Origin of the sequence: Sphingopyxis chilensis (assembly GCF_035930445.1) — a bacterium.
Lineage (GTDB): Bacteria > Pseudomonadota > Alphaproteobacteria > Sphingomonadales > Sphingomonadaceae > Sphingopyxis > Sphingopyxis chilensis.
This window is the reverse complement of sequence record NZ_CP142394.1, coordinates 815,165-835,055: the sequence shown is the minus strand read 5'-3', so window position 1 is coordinate 835,055 and position 19,891 is coordinate 815,165. Positions and strand designations below refer to the sequence as shown.

General features: G+C 61.0%; 12 protein-coding genes. 3 read left to right on the top strand and 9 right to left on the bottom strand.

Annotated elements, in window-relative coordinates; all coding sequences use genetic code 11:
- Window position 1: 1 nt before the first annotated feature.
- Entirely contained in the window at window positions 2-604 is a 603-nt protein-coding gene (gene folE, locus VSX79_RS03790) for a GTP cyclohydrolase I FolE (RefSeq protein WP_179499837.1), read from the bottom strand.
- Between the two features lie 435 nt (window positions 605-1,039).
- Between folE and VSX79_RS03785 the strand changes: the two genes are divergently transcribed.
- Window positions 1,040-4,075: a TonB-dependent receptor gene (locus VSX79_RS03785; RefSeq protein ID WP_179499836.1), complete on the top strand. Its 3,036-nt coding sequence runs from the start codon at window positions 1,040-1,042 to the stop codon at window positions 4,073-4,075.
- A 112-nt stretch (window positions 4,076-4,187) separates the two neighbouring features.
- Here the strand turns inward: VSX79_RS03785 and VSX79_RS03780 are convergent, their stop codons facing one another.
- The 7 genes from VSX79_RS03780 to VSX79_RS03750 all read right to left on the bottom strand — a co-directional run bounded on the left by VSX79_RS03780 (window position 4,188) and on the right by VSX79_RS03750 (window position 12,731).
- Window positions 4,188-6,806: a TonB-dependent receptor gene (locus tag VSX79_RS03780; RefSeq protein WP_257018403.1), complete on the bottom strand. Its 2,619-nt coding sequence runs from the start codon at window positions 6,804-6,806 to the stop codon at window positions 4,188-4,190.
- A gap of 408 nt (window positions 6,807-7,214) precedes the next feature.
- Window positions 7,215-8,519: a DNA cytosine methyltransferase gene (locus VSX79_RS03775; protein ID WP_326914465.1), complete on the bottom strand. Its 1,305-nt coding sequence runs from the start codon at window positions 8,517-8,519 to the stop codon at window positions 7,215-7,217.
- 9 nt (window positions 8,520-8,528) lie between these two features.
- Window positions 8,529-9,257 carry a hypothetical protein gene (locus VSX79_RS03770; protein WP_326914464.1) on the bottom strand — a complete coding sequence of 243 codons (729 nt, stop codon included), beginning with the start codon at window positions 9,255-9,257 and terminating at the stop codon, window positions 8,529-8,531.
- A 9-nt stretch (window positions 9,258-9,266) separates the two neighbouring features.
- Window positions 9,267-10,181: a hypothetical protein gene (locus VSX79_RS03765; RefSeq protein ID WP_326914463.1), complete on the bottom strand. Its 915-nt coding sequence runs from the start codon at window positions 10,179-10,181 to the stop codon at window positions 9,267-9,269.
- Complete coding sequence (locus tag VSX79_RS03760; protein ID WP_326914462.1) at window positions 10,181-11,947, bottom strand: hypothetical protein; 1,767 nt, start codon at window positions 11,945-11,947, stop codon at window positions 10,181-10,183. Before VSX79_RS03760 ends, VSX79_RS03765 begins: the two co-directional genes overlap by 1 nt.
- 71 nt (window positions 11,948-12,018) lie before the next feature.
- Entirely contained in the window at window positions 12,019-12,441 is a 423-nt protein-coding gene (locus VSX79_RS03755; protein ID WP_326914461.1) for a very short patch repair endonuclease, read from the bottom strand.
- A gap of 47 nt (window positions 12,442-12,488) precedes the next feature.
- Window positions 12,489-12,731, bottom strand: coding sequence for a hypothetical protein (locus VSX79_RS03750; RefSeq protein ID WP_326915217.1), 243 nt, complete (start codon window positions 12,729-12,731; stop codon window positions 12,489-12,491).
- Between the two features lie 208 nt (window positions 12,732-12,939).
- Between VSX79_RS03750 and VSX79_RS03745 the strand changes: the two genes are divergently transcribed.
- Window positions 12,940-14,139 (top strand): restriction endonuclease, encoded by a 1,200-nt coding sequence (locus VSX79_RS03745; protein WP_326914460.1) that lies wholly within the window; start codon window positions 12,940-12,942, stop codon window positions 14,137-14,139.
- An 8-nt stretch (window positions 14,140-14,147) separates the two neighbouring features.
- Here VSX79_RS03745 and VSX79_RS03740 read toward each other — a convergent pair whose 3' ends face one another.
- Entirely contained in the window at window positions 14,148-18,551 is a 4,404-nt protein-coding gene (locus VSX79_RS03740; RefSeq protein ID WP_326914459.1) for a sacsin N-terminal ATP-binding-like domain-containing protein, read from the bottom strand.
- Window positions 18,552-18,842: 291 nt separating this feature from the next.
- Between VSX79_RS03740 and VSX79_RS03735 the strand changes: the two genes are divergently transcribed.
- The gene (locus VSX79_RS03735; protein ID WP_326914458.1) at window positions 18,843-19,490 is read left to right on the top strand and encodes a hypothetical protein; all 648 of its coding nucleotides are present in this window, start codon (window positions 18,843-18,845) and stop codon (window positions 19,488-19,490) included.
- Window positions 19,491-19,891 lie beyond the last annotated feature (401 nt).

The window sequence follows — 19,891 nt, the reverse complement described above, 5'->3', positions numbered from 1 at the left end:
TTCAGTAGCCCATCAGGCTCAGCACTTCCTTGCGGCTGCGCTCGTCGTCGAGGAAGCAGCCGAGCAGACGGCTCGTCACCATGCCGACGCCGGGGGTGCGCACGCCGCGCCCCGTCATGCAGCCGTGCTGCGCGTCGATCACCACCGCGACGCCATGCGGGTGGAGATTGTCCCAGATGCAACGCGCGACTTCGGCGGTCAGCCGTTCCTGAACCTGCAGCCGCCGCGCATAGCCGTTGAGCACGCGCGCGAGTTTGGAGATGCCGACGACGCGGTCGCGCGGCAGATAAGCGATCGACGCCTTGCCAGTGATCGGCGCCATATGATGTTCGCAATGCGACTGGAACGGGATGTCGCGCAGGAGGACGATTTCGTCATAGCCGCCGACCTCCTCGAAGGTGCGCGAGAGATGGACCGACGGGTCGTCGGCATAGCCCGAGCAATATTCCTTCCAGGCGCGCGCGACGCGGCGCGGCGTATCGAGCAGGCCCTCGCGCGCCGGATCGTCGCCCGCCCACTCGATCAGCGTGCGGACGGCGTCGGCGACGTGGTCGGGCACGATCACCTTGCCATCGGGTCCCAATTCACTCTTGTCGTCGCTCATCGCCCCGCCTTCACTGTTGCCATCATGTCGCACATTTCGACGTGCCTGAGCCGATAAGCAAGGCCCGGACAACAAGAATTTATGCCAGCCCGCCAAGTTTACGTTGCGGAATCTTCGCTTTTTATGCGTTCGAAGAGGCGCGGTTTCGCGTCCTTTTTTGGGCTCAACAAGTTACTTGACGCTTTCGTCAACTCGGCGCACCTTCCTTGCCATACAGAACTCGCTCAAGCGGGTCGTATTCCGGAGAGGCCGGCGTTTTCCCCGACGCCGGTGGGAGAGGACGATGACCAGCGCAGCTGGCAGGTGGGATTCACGAGGGCACATGGCCGTTTCGGCCGGGTGCCCTTTGCCATGTCTGGTCGTTTCCCCTCCCCTTACCACAATTTGATGTTGGGCGGCCCCGCACCTTGCGGGATCGAAAAAGGGAGGCTGTAGATGAAGTTCAAGGCACTGATCGGAACGTCGATCCTTGCGATGACGGTGGCGACACCGGCCTATGCGCAGGATGCGGCGGATGAAGTGGAACGCGATGCTTTCGGCGGCGAAATCGTCGTCACGGCGCAGCGCCAGTCGGAACGCCTGCAGGACGTGCCGATCGCGGTCAGCGCCTTCTCGACCGAGGCGCTCGAAGCGCAACAGATCAAGACGCCGTCCGATCTTCAGCTGACCCTGCCCAACGTCACCTTCACCAAGACCAATTTCACGGGCGCCAGCTTCACGATCCGCGGCATCGGCGACCTTTGCGTCGGCACGACCTGCGACAGCGCGACCGCGATCCACCTGAATGGCGACCCGCTGTTTTCGACGCGCCTGTTCGAAACCGAATTCTTCGACCTCGAACGCATCGAAGTGCTGCGCGGGCCGCAGGGCACCTTGTTTGGCCGCAACGCGACCTCGGGCGTGGTCAACGTGATCACCGCCAAGCCCAAGCTCGGCGTCTTCGAAGCCGCCGCCGAAGCCGAATATGGCAATTATGATTCGATGAAGGCCAAGGCGATGGTCAACATCCCCCTTGGCGATACGGCGGGCATCCGCGTCGCCGGCATCTACCTCAACCGCGACGGCTATACGAAGAACGAGTTCCTCGACACGCGCATCGACGACCGCGACCTCTATTCGGTCCGCGGCTCGTTCCGTTGGGAACCGACCCCCGACACGACGGTCGACCTGCTCGCTTCCTATTTTCGCGAAAAGGACCAGCGCACGCGCATCCAGAAACAGCTGTGCCAGCGCGACCCGACCGGCATTCTCGGTTGTCTGAACAGCCGCCTCGACAATTCGCCGTTCAACGGCAACGCGACCTTCACCGCGGCGCTGACCTCGCGCGAGTTCCTCGCCATTCGCGGTATCCCGGAATCGTTCGCGCTCGGCAGCCTTTATGGCCCCGACGTCTATGCCAATACGACGATCCCGTCGGATCCGCGAACGGTGAACACCGCTTATACGCCGAGCTATTTCACCAGCGAACTGACGCTGCAGGGCCAGATCGAGCATAATTTCGGGCCAGTGTCGTTGCAGGTTTCGGGCCAGTATCAGAAGGTCAAGCTCGACGCATCGCAGGACTATAACAGCAATGTCGGAGACCGCTCCCTCTATGCGACCGCTCTCAACACGCTTGCCTTCTTCGCCGCGAATCCCATCCCGCTGGGGGTGGACGCCGGCGGCAATCCGATCCTGTCGAACGCCTATTTCGGCCCTGTGGCCGCCGCGATCATTCCGGACGGGCCGAACGGCCAGCTCTGCACATCGCTGGCCGAGGAAAGTGGCTATGGCAGCTTCGGCGGCAACAAGATCTGTAGCGATCAGTCGCTCCAGTTCGACCGGTCGAACCAGTATAACAGCAGCTGGTCGGTCGAGGGCATTTTGTCGAGCGACCTCGACGGGCCGTTCAACTTCCTGGTCGGCGGTATCTATGCCGATTACCATCTGACCGAGAACAGCTATTATGTGAACGCCTTTCCCATCGACTATCTGACCGGCGTTCTGGGGGCCTTTACCGCGGCGACCAACCGCGTGCCCGACCCGGACAATCCGGGGCAGACGATCGCCGCGCCCTTGCCGCCATCGTTCCTCGCGACGCCTTTCTTCCGCAACAACACCGACGATTTGAAGATCACGTCGTACGGCTTGTTCGGCGAAGCCTATTTCGAGTTCAGCGACCGCCTCAAACTGACCGCCGGGCTTCGCTACAACAATGACAAGAAGAGCGTCAGGGCGCGTTCCACTCTGGCGAGCTTCCTTGCTCCGCACGGAGGGACGGGCAGCGTGTTCGACTCGCCGTTCGTCGGCTCGTTCGACGCCGACCCCGGGACGCCAGGCAACCAGATTATTCAAGAACGCACGGTAAAGTTCAACAAACTGACCGGCCGCGCGGTGCTGGACTTCAAGGTCACCGACGACAACCTGCTCTATGCTTCCTATTCGCGCGGTTATAAATCGGGCGGCATCAATCCGCCGCTGCAGCCGATCTTCGAAGTGCCCGAAAGCTTCCGGCCCGAACAGGTCGATGCGTTCGAAATCGGGTCGAAAAACACCTTCGGCAACGGGGCGCTCCAGCTGAACCTCACCGCCTTCTATTATAAGTACAAGGATTTGCAGCTCAGCAAGATCGTCGCCCGCACCGCGGTCAACGACAATGTCAGCGCCGACATCTATGGTTTCGAGGCCGAAGCGATCGTCCGGCCCGACCCCGATGTCGTCGTCAACCTGGGCTTCAGCTACCTGCACAGCAAAGTCACCGACGACAAGTTCACGAGCAACCCCCGCGACTTCGGCGGCGGCCGGAGCGACGCGGTGATCATCAAGGACATCACCAATGCCGCGAACTGCGCGATCGCGTCGACCTCGGGCAACGCCGCAGGGGTCAACGCCTTCGTGAACGGCGTCCAGCAGGTGATCAACGGAGGCTTCGTCCCCGGTGTAGCCGCTGGCGCCAATCTGCAACCGACTACGACGTTTCCGGCGGACGGCGGCATCGCTTCGACGGGCGCCTTCAGCATCTGTTCGGTCATGGATGCCGCAGCGGCCGGCGCTTTCGCAGCGGCGGGGCTAGATCCGGCAGCCTTCGGCGGGATCGAATATTTCTCCGCCGGCATCCCCGTCAACATCAAGGGCAACCAGTTGCCGCAGGCGCCGAACTACAAGTTCAGCGCGGGCGTGCAATATACCGCGCGACTGGGCGACGGCGACATGACGCTCGTCCCGCGTGTCGACCTCGCCTATACCGGCGAAAGCTATGGCAGCATCTTCAACGGTAACGTCAACCGGATCAAGGGCTATGCCCAGGTCAATGCCCAGCTGCAGCTGAACGGCCCCGACGACAAATGGTATGTGAAGGGGTTCATCCAGAACGTCTTCGACGCCAACAGCGTCACCGGCCTGTACATCACCGACCAGTCGTCGGGGAATTACACCAATATCTTCACGCTCGAACCGCGCCGCTATGGCATCGCGGCGGGTGTGCGATTCTGATAGCCTAGGCGGCAACGCCAAAAAAGAAACCCCGGCCTCTCCATCGAGAGGCCGGGGTTTCTTTTGTCCGTCGCCGGGAGGGCCGGGCGCATTGCCGCCCGGCCGCCCTCGATCAGAATTTGAAGCGGACGGTGCCGCCATAGGTGCGCGGCTGGCTGGGATAGCCCGAGACGCTGCCCGCCTGCGCGACGGCGTTGAAGATCGTCGTCAGATATTGCGCGTTGGTCAGGTTGCGGCCCCACACACCGACTTCGAGCCCGTTGGTCAGCGCCAGCGTGAACGACGCGTTGAGCTGGTTCACCTCGCGCTTCAGATTCTGCGCGACGCTTTCAGGAAAGCCGTTCAGGCCGTCGACGATCTGCGTCGGGCTTTCATACTGATAATCGACATGCGCGATCGCGCGCGTGCCGCCGGCGAATTCGTGGGTATAGGTGCCGCCCATCGAAACCGACAGGTCGGGAATGCCCGCGGGCTTGCGCCCCGAAAGGTCGCCGAACGCCGAGCCGACGAAGCTGTCGTATTTGGCGTCGAGATAAGTGACCGCGAGGTTGAGGTTGAGCCCGGCGACCGGACGCACCGACCCGTCGAATTCGACGCCGAAGGTCGACTGCTTGCCGGCGTTGGCAAGCGCGAAGCCCGTGCCGGTGAAGACGTTCGACTGGAAGCCCTTGATCGACTGTTTGAACACCGCGAGGTTCAGCGCCGCGACCGACCAGTTCGCCTTGAGGCCGAATTCATAGACTTCGGATTCTTCGGGCGCCGCAAAGCGAGAGCCCGAGGCGAGGTTCGGCGTCGTCAGCCCCGCCGCTTCGATCGCCGCAAGGTCGCTGGCGAGCGGGCGGCTGTCGCGCGACAGGTTGACCGAGCTGGCCTTGAACCCCGTCGCATAGGTCGCATAGACGTTGACCGTGTCGGTTAGCTCATAGGCGGCGCGGACGCTCCACGCGAGATCGCTGTCGTTGGTCTTGCCCGATTCGACCGCGTTCGGCAGGTTCAGGAATGGCGGCAGGAACTGGAACGCCTTCAGCCCGTTGAGCGGGTTCGCCGCCGGGTTGTTGTCGTTGGCATCGGCGAAGGCGACAAACTGCTGGAAGATCGGCGCCGTCGCGGGATTCGTCGCGAAAGCGGCCACGGCGGCCGGGTCGTTCGGATTGACGCCCGCCTGTTGCAGCGCGCCGCCGAGCAGCAGCTGGTTGCGGAACGGCGCATAGGCACCGGCGTCGAGGTCGATCGCCGAGAAGGTGTCGGTGCTGACCACGTCGGTCGAGAAACGCTTCTTGTCCTTGGTATAGTTGGCGCCGGCGGTCAGCGTCAGCCGGTCGGTGACGTCGAAATCGACGGTGCCGAAGATCGAGAACGCCTCGTTCTTCAGGCGATAGGCTTCGTCGAAACCGTCGCCGGCGCGGAAGAAAGTGCCGAGATATTTCGTCGGATCGCCTTCATAGGCGCCGAGCGCACCCTCGAGCGTCCCGACGCTGAGCGCGCCGCCGCTCGCCTGCTGGATCAACGCATCGCCGTAGGGGCGGAAATCGTCGCCGAACAGCAGGCCATTCTTCTGGTCGATCTTTTCGTTGAAATAATAGCCGCCGAGCAGGAAGTTGACCGGCCCGTCGAAGTCGGAGGTCAAGCGGACTTCCTGGGTGAAGGTGTCGATGCCAAGATCCTGGCTGTTCTCACCGATCAGGTCGGCGGCGGTGAAGTCCGAATCCTGGTTCGTCAGCGCGCGCACCTGACGATAGGCGGTGATCGAGGTCAGCGCCATCGTGCCGAGGTCATAGTCGATCTGCGCCGAGCCGCCGTAATTCTCGATCTCGTTCGACGACAGGAAATTATTGTAGACGTCATAGGAGAAGGGATTTTCGCGATCGACGCTGGTGCCGCCGGCGAGCGCATCGGTGATCGCGATGGTCGGACCGGCGATGACATTGCCCGCGATGCAGCAATTTTCGTCGATCTTGTCGTAATCGCCGATCAGGCGGATGCTGAGCGCGTCGGTCGGTTCAAACAGGAGCTGGCCGCGCACGCCCCAGCGGTTGCGGTCGTTGACGTCGGTGTCGAGCGCGAGATCCTGCGCATAGCCGTCGCGACGGTTGAAATTGCCGCCGATCGAGAATGCGACGGTGTCGCTGATCGGGCCGGTGATGTCGCCCTTGACGGTGATTGCGTCGAAATTACCGTAGGTCGCCTCGATCGAGCCGCCGAATTCATATTGCGGCTTGCGCGTGACGATGCTGATGACGCCCGCCGACGCATTCTTGCCGAACAGCGTCGACTGCGGCCCGCGCAACACCTCGACGCGCTCGACATTGGGAAGGTCGCCGATCTGCGCGGCCGAACGCGAGCGATAGACGCCGTCGATGAAGACGCCGACCGACGGTTCGATACCGGCATTGTTCGCGCCGTTGCCGAAGCCGCGGATGATGAAGTTCGTATTGGCGCTCGACTGGAGCTGCGACACGCGGAGGCTGGGAACCGCCGACTGGAGGTCGATGAGGTCGCGGATCTGCGCATTTTCAAGGTCGGCGCCGGAGGTCACCGAAACGGCGACGGGCGTGTCTTGCAACGTCTGCGACCGCTTCGTCGCGGTGACGATGATCTCGTTGCCATAGTCGGTGGTATCGGCGGGCGCCGCCGTGTCCTCGGCCGGCGCGGCATCCTGGGCGAAGGCGTGGGCCGGGATAGTGGCGGCGCACAGCATAGTGCCGCCCAACAAAATGTTGCGCAAAATCATGACAGGTCCTCTCTCCAAAACCGCCGTGGCGCAGCCAAAGGCTTATCGGGAGATGCCCGGCAGTGAAGCGCCGGTCTAACGCCCCGCCGGGCCGCGTCAACGCGCGCGCGCGAGAACACAGGGCTTTTCTGTCGATTAGTGGCACAAAAGCAACAGTTTACGCTACGGAAGGCGCAACCTGACTGTCACAAAAAGGGTAGAATAATTGTCGCGTTCCGCGGAAGCTGACTCAAATTCCGCCTCAGGGACTCACAATACCCAGATCAGACCTGCTCTTTCTAATGGTGTGAAAGCGGCCTTATCGCCGACGAATTATTCGAGATTCGCCGCGAGCCCCTCATCACGAACCTACACCCGTTACCGACAAAGTATCGCGCTCATCGATGCGGTGGTCCGCTCCTACGATCTCTAAGCTGCCTCAAGCGTTGTGCGGCTTTCGAGACCCTCCGCTTCGTGACGTGCCGCCAGCACCGCGAGCCCTGCAGCGTACCCTAAAATCGGATGAACAGCATCTCCGATCCACTTCGCCAAATTTTTGCGCTTCACAGGCATGAAGTCGGGATCGAAAATGAACCAGTCGGGGAACCCTTGAATGCGAGCGGCCTCGTGCGGTGTGATTACACGGCGCCGTTTTGGATGAACGTATCGCCCCTGCCCCGGCGTGCCGATACCGGTCGTAATCGTTTGAGCCGGCCGATCCCAGTACATACGGCCGTAGACGGACGTATAGGTTGTCCCGTTTTTGTGGCAGTCTGGACGCTGAGCGTCGGGCAGATCGTAAATATCGTGGTCGAAAAGATAGTCGATCCGGGCTGCATTTACGGCCGTCGGAGTAGGCGCGGTATCAACCATCCTGTCGCTCTCGATATCCAGAAGGTCTTCGATTGCCCACGACAACGGCATAGCCGGTGAAGCGAGGCGAGCAGCGGCCTCGGCCAAATAGTTTTTCTCAAGCGCCCTGCCCTTCACCGCGACAGTAAAATGGCGATTTCGGCGCTGCGCGGCACCAAGTTCGTCGGCCCGCAAAACGCCGGACGACACGCCGTATCCCGAAGAGCGTAAAAGGCCGATCGCGGTCGCGACGACTTCCGAATGTGAATTCTGCACCGTCGGGACGTTTTCGATGACGATCGTCTCGGCGCCGAGGGCGACGCCCATCGCCGCGGCAGCGACGTAAAGTTCGTTGCGCGGATCCTGCCGGCGCGTATGATTGTTGAGATTGGAGTGCCCCTGGCACGGCGGGCCCGCGATGAACATGTCGACCGAACCGACGTTTGCCAAATCCGGGTGGACGATTTCGGGCTCGTAGCCGAAGGTCGCCGCCTCGCCGAGGCCGAGCACGTGGAAATCGACCATGGTCGCCACGCTCGACGACAGGGCGCGATGCGCTCCCATATTGTGCCGGTGGATATCGATGGCCGTCGCGTCGGTATCGATCACGGCGACGAATTCGGCGTGCCCACCCACCGCTTCGATTGCGGAGCGGACGCCGAGCGCGAGGCCGCCGGGACCGCAAAATGCATCGACGACACGGAAATTCTTCTCGGGTCGATCGGGACGAGGATGTTCGCCGCGCAGCAGCGATTGCCACCACGCCGCGGTTGGAGCGATATCGGGATCGCCGAGGTCGTTGATACTCGTTTCCGTCGCGATCCCGTTAACTGTTAGAGATCGAACGATTTTACCGTTCCGACGCGAAAAACTCTGTCTCAAGAAACACCCTCATGCGCTTTCGAAGGCGAGCGTCTCCCATTCCGATTCGATGAATTGGGATGCTCGTTCCATCGTCATTAGCTCAAACATGAGATTGGATCGAGCTCTTTTCAGCCTTTTCGCGAGTTCTCTTATCTCGACCGTTTTAAGACGCGGCTTTCCGCCATTATCTGCGGGAAACTGATAGCGGACCAGCGCTCGCACGAAATGCCGGACGTCACCATAGCCTTGCCGGAATACATGGCTCCGCCAGAAGTCGATATCTCCGACGCGGGCCAGAGCGTAGACATCGTCGCTTTCTTCGAAATATCCGATCTCGGCCCGGAGCCACAACCGATACATGAAATTCTCGCCCGGTCCGCCGAGTCCGAAATTGCGGGTGTTATTTCCTTCGCCGTATCGCCAACGCACGATCGACGCGCACGGGACGAGCGCGAGCCAAATCCAAAATTCCGGGTCGGCGAGCGCGGGATGATCAGGGAGGACGGCGTGAATTTCCGGGCCAGCCACCACTTCGAAATAGGAGCCGGAATTCTGCCCCTTATCGTCGGCGGCGACGCGAGCTTTATCCAGCCGCGCGAAAATCTCCGTCGCGATACCGTCCCAATCCTCGTCGGGGCCGGCGTCGTTGGATCGTGGTTCGGGCGGCGCGGGAGGTTCCGCATCCGCTTCCACTGCGGAGGTGATTGCGCCGAGGTACGCGCGAGCTTCGGCCTTGCCGATGACGGGATAAGACATGTGGGGTTTCTACTTCACCGCGGCCACGACCGACAAACGATCTTGGAGCGTCGCTTTGAGCAGCGAGGGTCGGGAAATTAGGGCTTGTAGCCCCTGCAGCGTCAGCGGCTTTTCCTTGCCGAGCTGCTTCAACAAAGTCGTAAGCGGGCTCGCTGGATCGACCTGGTCGGCGTTTTGCCAATCCTTGAGGCTTTCGACGAGGATAGCTGCGATGATTTCCGCGCCGAGCATCGGTTGCAGCGCTTCGCCAATCTGACTCGACACCATTTTATTGTGCGCGTCCGCGTGCACGTAGACGGTCGCTACCGACGCTCCTTCCTCCAATTCGGCATCGATCCCACCGAGATATTCGACGGAATAGAAAGTCTTCGGCGGGTAGCCGGCCGCTGTCCATTCTTCGTCGGTGCGGACGCGCAGATCGAACAGGGTCGGCATCGATCGCGAACGAAGCAAGAACGACTTTTTCGCGATCCAATGCCCCGGCACGAACGGCGAGCCCGGAGCAGGCGCACGATCGCTTCGCAAACAAATCGCCAGCGTGACGAGCATGTTGCGTCCGCCCCCGAACCGCGCCAGCGCGTCTGCCGATATAGACCAGGTGCTGGGCAGCGGATCCCCGAGCGATACGCTCGCGAGAATTTCCGAACGCTTCAAGAAGCCGTGTCGCGCGATCAGCGTTAGCTCGAGCTCGTCGATCGCAAGCTCCGCAGGGAGCCACTTCGAGGGATCCGCGACCGCGATATGCACGACCGGTTCCAATTTTTTGAAGTCGATCTCGTCGAGCTCGAACGACGCGTCCTGCATCACGTCGCCATTGGCGAAGAGGCGAAGTCCGCTCGCATCGAGACAGCGCTCGGCATTGATCGCGGCAAAGAACGGACGAACGTCTCGCGGTTCTTCGCGGTGCCATTGCTGGGTCGCCATCAGACCGTCTCCTCGACAGGTTCTATTTCGGGGACGAAGCGGACTGTCCAAAGCGGGTCGTACGCCTCGCTCTTGCACTCGAACCGCACCGACTTGGTGCCGAGGTCGAATTGCGACCAGCCCTCCTTCGTCGTGTCCGCGGCGAGTTCCGCAGTCGAGGCGATCTCTAGGGCGATCGAATCACCGACTTGGCCGTCCTCGATGACCGGGCATGACACCTTGACGCGAGCGCGGATAGAATCGACGTCCTCGTCGGCCTTCAAGCGAACGCTGAACGTGGCGGTCAGACGGAGCTTATCACCGAGTGCTTCCGCACGTGGTTCGGCATCGTAGGATAGATGGATCGGAGCGGCAGACGCTCCGGGGCCTTGCGGCGCCCCCTTCTTCGACGGCGTCAGGAAGGTCGCCAGCGTACGTTCGAGCAAAGTCAGCCTTTTCGGCCTCGGCGGTGGCGGTGGCGACGCCGTACTTTGGCATTGCTTCAACGACCGCTTGATGCCGTTCAAGACCTTGCCGACGATGGCACGGCGGCGACCGGTGGCATCGTGCAAGCGGCGCGCGTCCAAGTCCCAGCGATCGTGAGCGGGCGGTTCGGCCGCGCGCAGAATATCGTCGATATCGTCGTGTCCGACGAAGGCACCGGCCATGGCGGGTGTCTGCACGTTCCACTGCCGGTGATAGGCGACCACCATCTTCGGCGAACGAACGAGCGCGATCGCATCTACGCGCTCCTCGGGTACGACGAACTCGTCCTTCTCGTTCTTCTCGAGCACTTTGAAGCCACATGCGCCGAGCGAGACATTCTCGCTCTTGTTGAACCCCTTGTGAAAGTCGGTCTTTCCGTTGGGCGGCGAAGTACCGATCGCCAAGAAATAAGCCTCGATGAACGGCAATAGATCCGGACGCTTTTTTGGGCGCGGCAGCGTCGCCTTTCCATCGACATCCACGACTTTGACGTCGAGTTGATTGGACAGAATGCGCGGCCACCACCAATCTTCGACGCCTCGCAAAATGTCGTCGGCAGCGACTTGTGCATCGACGATCAAAACCGACGTTCCGAGATCGTCCGGACCGCGCTCCGCGAAGCCGAGCAGCTTAGCCGCGGCATCGGCCTCCGCATCGCGCAGCGGCTCGACGATCTGCTGTCCGTGACCGGCGGGATCGGATTTGTCGGCGCCGAACCAAGACCGCCCGGTATAATGCGCGCCGCCGTGCTTATGCTTACGAAAATAGCCACATCCGAAAAGGATCGAAAGCGGATCGCCGTTACCGTCCTTCGTACGGCTGTATGCAAAAATCGAAAGAATGCCCGAGTTTGAGCTATATACGGATTTTCCGAAGCCATAAGATCCGCCGGTTCCGTGCTCGTCATGCTCCTTTCCGCCGTCACCCAGCGACAACAGGAAGCGATGGAATTTCGAATCCGGCTCGCTCGGATCACCCTCCAACCCGGTCGTATTATAGTCGTCAATGAACAAGAGCCCCAGGGCGGCCTTCTCATCCGAAAGCGAGGCGAAGCAATTCGGGTCTTTCAAGTCGAGGACCGGGGCGCGATCGACGAGCGCATGGAGACCGGCCGCCTCCACGAAATCGGCCTTGGCTTTCCCGGCCAGCGATCTCGCGACGAAATCGACGGCGACCTTCGCCCCCTCTTCCGCTTTCGCATCGACGCTATTCTGGATCGCTTCGCGCGCCAGCACGGCGGCTGGCGGCATCCCCGATGACGCGAGCGTGTTGGTGAAGGCCTCACCCGCCGCGCCGCCCATTCGCGGATTATTCTCAAAGACCCAACTCGCGCTACCCGCAGGAGAGCCCGGCTTATTTTTACTCGACATTCTTACTTCTGCCCCTGCTTCGCTCGCGAGTCCCCGCGTGTCTCCGCAAGCGACGTATCGCTATTCAAGAAATTTTCGATCGCGTCGATCGTCGCGTCGAGATTTTTCAGACTACATTGCCATACCGTCATTACTCGCCAACCCGCCGCCACTAGCTCCGCCACTTTTCGAGCATCACGCTCTCTATTGGCAGCCAGTTTGGGGGCCCAGAACTCCGGCCGCGACTTGGGTGGGCGGCCCGCTTTGCAATCATGCCCGTGCCAAAAGCAACCATTCACGAAAATCACCGCACGCCGCGCTACGAACACGATGTCGGGGGTTCCTGGGAGCGATTTGACCTGCAAACGATATCGCCAACTGCGCGCGTGCAGACGTTGACGCACTAGCATCTCGGGCGCCGTGTCCCGCCGCCGAACCTTTTTCATCAGTTCGCTTCGCCGAGAATCGGCGCCTCGATCGGACACCGCGTGGTTCAATCCAGATTGAAAGAGTGGTCGGCGGCGCCGCTGCTGTCGGCGAAACGCGCCTTCGCTGTATCGACCGCCCGCTGCAGCGCCTTCACGATCTTTTTCGTGTCCTCCTCGGTGAATTCGTAAGCCGCTCGATTGGACAAATTCCCGACCAACCGAATCTGATCGATCGCCCGCGTCACCCGCTGGTTTGCAAGCTGAACGAATTTCGCCCTCTTATCTCGCATGTCGCCCTCATAAAACATAAGCAAGAAATATGCTTTCTTCAGACCGATATGTCAAACACATTTCAGAAATGTACAGAGACTGCACTTCTCCTTTGCATCGCTTGCTGCGATCGCGCTAATCTCGATATGTAGGTGAAAAACGCGCCGGGGGGTTCGATCAAAATATGAAAAGGGCAAGCGAATCTAGCGCCGAGGCGGCAGCTCTTGACTCGGCCGCAGCAGCGAAATGAGCCGGGTTAGTTTCGACCGGCTCGGTTCGTCGGATCTCGTCGTAGACGCGATATACGAGAGCGACCGGGGGACATCTTCGATCGCCGCCGAGCCGCTGGCACGCTTGACCGGCACCGGCAATCAGGGGGGCTTCCGCTTCTCGGGCCCGATCGCCGCCCCGGGGCTGGTGGTCCTATATTCGACGATGGTAGAGGCGGATTGGCCCGATACGATCGACGAAGAAAATGGCCTGTTCTATTATTATGGGGACAATCGCAAGCCGGGCTTCGAATTGCACGATCGAAAAGCAGGTCGCGGCGGCAATCGGATTTTGCGCACGGCTTTTGAACTCGCCCACGGGAGCGCCGGCGATAGGCGCAAAGTGCCGCCGTTCTTCATATTTTCCAAGGGAGAGATCGGGCGCGACGCGGTGTTTCGCGGCCTTGCGGTGCCAGGTGCGATTCATCTCGATCAGGCATCCGATCTCGTCGCAATATGGAAGTCCATCGGAGGACAGAGATTTCAAAATTATCGGGCGGTCTTCACGATATTGGACTGCCCGTCGGTGGATCGCCGTTGGCTGACTGAGATTCGTGAAGGGGAGACACTGGGTTCGCACTGCCCCCCGGCGTTTCGAGCCTGGGTCGAAACGGGAAAGTATCGAGCGCTACGTGCGGAGCGAGTAAAACTGACACGCTCCGGGGCGTCGCAACTTGGTTCGCCACGCGCTCGGGAAATCGGCCGCGCCATATACGAGCATTTCAAGCAGGATCCGATCGCCTTCGAGCATTTCGCCGCCGACGTCGCGCGCATGATGGATGCGAATATCGTGTCGCTCGACGTGACACGTCCCAGCCGCGACGGGGGCCGTGACGGGATCGGCCGGTACAGGATCGGGTTCCCGGCAAGCTGCATCACCGTCGATTTCGCACTCGAAGCCAAATGCTACGCGCCGGAGACCGGGCTCGGGGTAAAGGTGCTAGCTCGGCTGATTTCCAGGCTGCGGCACCGGCAGTTCGGGATGCTCGTGACCACGGCGTTTCTCGCATCGCAAGCATATGAAGAACTTGTCGAGGACGCCCATCCTATCGTGGTCGTTGCGGGCGGCGACATCGCCGAACTATTGGTGGAACGCGTTGGGTTAAACGGTGCGAGCGACGCAGAAAACTGGCTTCGGGCAAATTACGCCCACGATCATCGAAGATTGCCGCTCTGAACTGGGAGCTATTCGTCAGGAATTACGATTTCGATCCCGGCGGCATCGGCGAGCCCGCTGACATTGACGCCTTCCGACCTTGAGACTGTCGCGGTCCGTGCCGGATCGAAGATCAGCTTGACCCTGGTTTCATAACCTTCCTCCGCCCCACACGTCAGCGCGAGGATATAATCGCTGCCCTTCTCGATCGCGCGGGCATATTCGACGATCGTCATCTTCACCGAAGTGGGCATCGACCGTGCGCTTGCCTTGAGCTCGACGAAGCGCTTCCAGTCCAAGGCCCCATCGGCGCCAACGTGATGCCGCTTGCGAAAATCGACGAGTTCTGGTCCGTCCGCATCGGTCAGCACATGCTCCACGAGCGCCCAGCCGAAATTCTCGAGCTCCGCGTCGGTGTAAGCGACATTCGCCTGCTGCATGCCCGCCGACGACGATGGCGAAGAGCGGGATGGCGGCGAAGACAGCGGCTTTTTGCGCTGCTCGCCGGGCGGCTTCGGCTGCATGCCCGGCACGACCGTCACTTCGCCGATCCCAACGAGAGCGCTTTTAAGCTTGCGCGGCGGCAGGGGTGCCGGCGGCGGAGACGGCGTCGGGGAAGCGGCCCCGCCCGGCAGCGCGACCTTGTTGCCCTTGCGCGCGACGCGAATGCGTGCAGCCTCAGCCTCCGTCTGGCGGCGGCGTTCCTCTTCGTCGGCGGCGAATCTCAGCCCGTCAGCTTCCCTCTCACCAGCTTCCTGCCACGCCAGCGCCCATTCGCCGTCGAAGGCCCAGCTCGACGATTTCGCAAAAAAGGATGCAATCGCCCTGCCACCGACCGCGCGCACGCCGAGCGCATCGGCGGAAATGTGGAGTTCGAGCGGTCGCCGCGAAACATGGACACGAAGGTCCAGCGGGATGCGTCCAGCGAGGGCGGGATCGGAGACGACCACGGGAACAAGATCGTCGTAAACGAAGAGCTTCATCTCCCTGAGCTCGTCCCAGCCAATCTGCAGCGTGCTGCGCTGGCTCGTCGCGGTCCGCGCCAGCTGGTCGGACAGGTGCGTGACGGCCCGGCGAAAGCGCTCGGTATGATCTTCGCCGAGTTCCGCCGCCCGTGCCCCCGGTGCTGGTTTGACCATCGGATCGATCCGACCGACGCCGAGCGCCTTTACAAGCCGCGGGATCGTCGCGGGATCGCACGGGGAATCCCAGAAAAACATCGAGGGAAGCGCGTCACGTAGACCTTCGCGCAAATCGTCCCGCTCTACAAGATGGATAGGCCGGCGCACACGCCAGACGTCCCCACACGCAAGCGGCACGTGCCGAACGGTCTCGGCCTGGCGGCCATCAGCGTCGGCAAGGAGGGTTTCGAGGAAATTATATACTTCGATCAGTTCACCGGCCTGCTCGCGGGTTCCGCAACGCTCGGCATGACTCTTCAGGAAGCCGACACAGTCCGCGATCCGCGTCTCCTCGACCTGAAGTATCCGCCACAGCCTGTCATAGGCATCGCTGTCCGGGACATAGCGAGCTGACATCGGCAAAATGCGTTTGCCGCGCAGCACCTGATTGGGGCGCCGCCACATCGGGGTGCCGTCGCCCTGCTCGACGACGACCAGCCCGCCGCCGTCCGTGAAGCGTTTGCGAAGCGACGCGACGCTCATTTCGCCGACCAGTTCCCAAGTCTGACGAGGTGCCAGCTGGTTCAGGTGGCGATATGCGAGCTTCACCTTTCCTCGATCAAAAGCGATGTTTCCAGCGCGCATATTCTCGAGCATCGCCACCAGGTCGTTCGCGCGAACGCTGCGGACAAAGCCGAGCGCCTCGGCCATCGCCTCCGGAATGTCGCCGGGTTCGATCCCCTGAACGAAATCCGCCGTCCCGTAGATGGCCTCGGTGCTGTTATTCTTTAGGACCGCCTGACCCGGCACGCTGAAGCCCGACCGGCCGACGGGCACCCAGGCAAGCTCGCGCAGCCTGCTAAGCCATCGCGCCGTCACCGGCGCCCTGGGATATATCCATTTTCTGCCGACCTTCCGCGACGCCACCTTCGCACGCCCGGCAAACTTGTCCCAATCGCGGGCCATTGACCGGATCAGCCATATGGCGCGCTGCCTGCGATCCCTAACAGTGGCGCTACCGCTTTCCCCGGTAATGATGTCAAGAAGCGCATCGAGGTCGTCGGACGCCACGTCGGTTTCGACATCGGTCGCATCGATATCAATGAGTTCGCGACGCTGCAAAGCCGTCGGCGCGACTTGCGATACGGAGGTCAGGCGCGGCGACGTTCCTACACCTAGCAGAGCGAGAAAACGCTTGGCACCGCGCGGTCGAATGCCGTCCTGACGCCGCTTCGCCTTGCCGAGGCCAGTGCGGAGCCGATCCTCATAGGTCGGGGAGAGCCACCACAATCCCTCGATCCCTGCCGCCGCATTGGGCCAGTGTGGCGTATCCTTGTCGATTGCCTTGGGGAGATAGGCATCGGGCGGCGACACCAGCCTCGTCGGACCGCGGCGCGTCCCATTGTTCGCTTCGAGCAGAAGCGCGCGGCCCAGCAGTTGTCCGATCTTTGACGCCTTCGTATCGGAAATGGGGTCGAACAGCGTCTTGATCTCCGACAGCGTCGGATCATCGATTGCGATCGGTTCTTCGAGATGCTTTTCCGCGAAGGCACCGAGCACATCCTCATTGGTAGTGCGCGTCGAAAAATCGGCGTGTGCCGCGAGCCATGCCTGGGCGGCTTCGCCGCGCTCTGAGCCGAAGGCCGGATGAAGACGGCAGTACAGGCCGTGCTTATCGGCGAAGGCATGATCGACGCTGCCGAAGAAGAGCTTCCGGTTCGTCGTGCCTTTCGCCGATGAAGCCGCTGGGGTCCCATCGCCGCAAAGCCACAGAAGTCGCCCGTGAATATCGTGGGAAGCCATGACGTCGACGAGAGTGGCGGCGGTTTCGATCCACCAGTCGGGCGATTTGTCCGCAAAGCTGCCGACCTCGATCGCGTCCAAGACATGATCCGGTCCGACCCGCATGCTGATGTCGAGTTCGTCGAGCACGGACCGCCATCTCTCGCCGCGGTCGCGCGCCGAATGCCCGATGGCGGATGTCCGTTCGGCGAGACGCGCCGTATCGACCGGGTCGAGAATATGGGTGAGTTCCGCTCCTTCGTAAGCGAGCTGGTCCAAGCCGAGTTCGCCCGCATCGGTGGGAAGCACAGCATGTTCGGCAAAAAGCGAGCGGGCGGCGACGAAACAGGCGTCGAAGGGTTCACGCGGCCACCCCGACCCCTCGTCACCGACATGGTCGCCGGGCAAGGGTATGAATTTCCACGCCTGCGGTGAATCTTCACGCAGCAAGGCAGCCCCCGCCGCGGCAAGGACACGTGCACAGCTTTCAATAAGCCATTCGTTCCAGCCGTCCTCAAGAATATTTTCGCGCGATGAGGTTGGATCGAACTGGGCGTCGATGGCAAATGGCAGGTGCGTTGGCACGCGGGTCCGGAAGCCGACAAAGAGGCCATTCAATTGGTCCTCGCCGCAGCTCGCGAACGAGATCGCGGTCGTGGCTCCGGTGCTCTTATAGGAGCGACGCCGATCGGTGGGCACCGGGACATGCGCGCGAAGCACCGTCCACAGATTCGCGCCCGACTTGATATCCCGGCACTCGAGTGTAACGCCCAACGCAGCAGGGCTTTCGACAAGTCTCCAATCGGATGGCTCGGTCCCGGCAATGAGCGACTCGCCTTCGTCGCGCCGCCAAGTCACGCTGCGAACGAACTCGAGAAAAATGAGGCTGTCTCCGCTCCATGTCTCGAACCAGCGAGTGAATGCCTCCTCGTCGAAATCGTGGAGATCGAGGACGATAAGCGTATCGTTATCGATGTCGAAGAAGTCGGGAATTTCTGCTTCGGCTTTCGCGTTGCGAATCTCGACTTCGGCGCCAGTCCCGAAATGATAAGGGCCACTGTGAACGGTAAGGCCGCGAGAAATGCGACGCAACGTCTTGAGGCCGATCCCGAACCGGCCGCGCTGATCGGCCTCGTCTTCCTTCGTCGTGACATACGGCAACATCATTCCGGCGACGTTGCGATAGGTCACCGGCGTTCCGTCGTGAACGATGAGCAGCTGGCGACCGTCCGGACCGTCGCGTAGTGCCAGGCGAACCGCTGTGGCGCGCTGGTCATCGGCATTCTGGACAACTTCGATGATGCCGTGAAAGGGATCGACGTTCGTTCCCTCGGCGCTCCTCGCCGCCCCCCGTATCGCCTTTTTTAGGAGGTTGCCGGTCGACTGCAAATGACCGTTCAACGCTTCGATGAAGGCGGCGGCGAATGCCGGATCCATCGGATCGATGGGCACTTCCGCAACCGAGCCCGCATCCGCATCTTCGTTCGCGTCCCAAATGAATTGCGCGGCGGCCTTTGCCGCGATCTGCAAGTCTCGGAACGCCCCCGGTCGCTCCTGCCCAAGTTTCTGCAAGGATTCAGCCATTGCCGACAACAATCAGAAGCCGCACGCAAGAGCAAGGACCGGTATCACCCGATCCGGGTTGGTCTCGGTCATCTCGGAACCACGCTCCACTGTTTTAGGCAACAACCAACACCCACTGCGATAAAAGGGTAGGACGACCGCGGCCCAGCTCGAGCGATCACTGTCATAATTACATAGATCAGGCTCTGAGCCGACACGCGACTGGATGCAATGTCGAATAATCTATACAGCGAGATTGTGAAGAAAATTGCAGCCAAACAAAGCCTGAGACGATTTACCACAATCGGCTCCGCAATCGATACACTTCGCAAGAAACGGATCGCGTTTCTGGACCCCGATAAATGGGATGACCGTAACGACGCCGAGTTTATGAGATTATATCGCAACAGAACCCGGTGCGCGAGCTTGAAGGCGCTATGCTGCACCGAGAGTGCGGAAACGTATCATCACTGGCGGGTTTTTACTCACTCGACAGACGGTTGCTTTATCGATCTGCAAAAGAAGGCCTTAGTCGAAAGCGTTAGGAATAATCCAGATTACCGGGCTCAGCCAATGGAATACATTCGGCTCAGTGAAATTGAGGATTGCGAGTACGAAGCTCGCGACCTCCCTTTTTTAAAGCGGGCCGGATTTCGCGCGGAGGAAGAGTATAGGATCATTTATACCGGTGCTTGCGATGATGACACTCACTATCTCGAAATCGAATTATCCTGGATAAATCGTATCGTTCTGAACCCGTGGTTGCCCGCGACGGTTGCGGAGAGCATTACCGACACTTTCCGCGAAATCAGCGGCCTCCCGTCTTTGCGCGTTGTCGCATCAAAGCTGACAAACTCGCAAACATGGCTTCAATGGGGAAGAAAAATGAGCAGGCGGCGCACCTAGCGTAAGTCGCTGCGACGTCAAGACAGTATTGGTTTTAACCGCGCCTCGCCCGCACTCATCGGAAACCCGACCGCTAGCCCCAAATCCGAGCGCTCCCCACGTCGCAGAATGCCACCTCCAGCGTTACGAGGGAACGCCAACTACTTCGTTGAGCCCATAGCCTTATTAGGCCGTAGCTCCGCAATTACGGATCCTGACCCTAGTTCCGCCGGCTAGCGCCGCATCTTCCAGCCAACGTCAACAGCGCGGCCAGACGATTCCAGATACTCGGCCCACTGAACGGGACGCAACGCTTCGATACGACACAAGAGACGAGCCGTCGGTCGCAGCGCGAGGCGATCGAACCAAATATTTATCACCAATCTCTTTGCGCGGCGTTCGAAGTGTACATCGATTGGGAA

Coding starts and splice junctions, on each gene's coding strand:
- folE (WP_179499837.1), bottom strand. CDS start 604: ATGAGCGACGACAAGAGTGAATTGGGACCCGATGGCAAGGTGATCGTG.
- VSX79_RS03785 (WP_179499836.1), top strand. CDS start 1,040: ATGAAGTTCAAGGCACTGATCGGAACGTCGATCCTTGCGATGACGGTG.
- VSX79_RS03780 (WP_257018403.1), bottom strand. CDS start 6,806: ATGATTTTGCGCAACATTTTGTTGGGCGGCACTATGCTGTGCGCCGCC.
- VSX79_RS03770 (WP_326914464.1), bottom strand. CDS start 9,257: ATGTCTTATCCCGTCATCGGCAAGGCCGAAGCTCGCGCGTACCTCGGC.
- VSX79_RS03765 (WP_326914463.1), bottom strand. CDS start 10,181: ATGGCGACCCAGCAATGGCACCGCGAAGAACCGCGAGACGTTCGTCCG.
- VSX79_RS03760 (WP_326914462.1), bottom strand. CDS start 11,947: ATGGGCGGCGCGGCGGGTGAGGCCTTCACCAACACGCTCGCGTCATCG.
- VSX79_RS03755 (WP_326914461.1), bottom strand. CDS start 12,441: ATGAAAAAGGTTCGGCGGCGGGACACGGCGCCCGAGATGCTAGTGCGT.
- VSX79_RS03750 (WP_326915217.1), bottom strand. CDS start 12,731: ATGTTTTATGAGGGCGACATGCGAGATAAGAGGGCGAAATTCGTTCAG.
- VSX79_RS03745 (WP_326914460.1), top strand. CDS start 12,940: ATGAGCCGGGTTAGTTTCGACCGGCTCGGTTCGTCGGATCTCGTCGTA.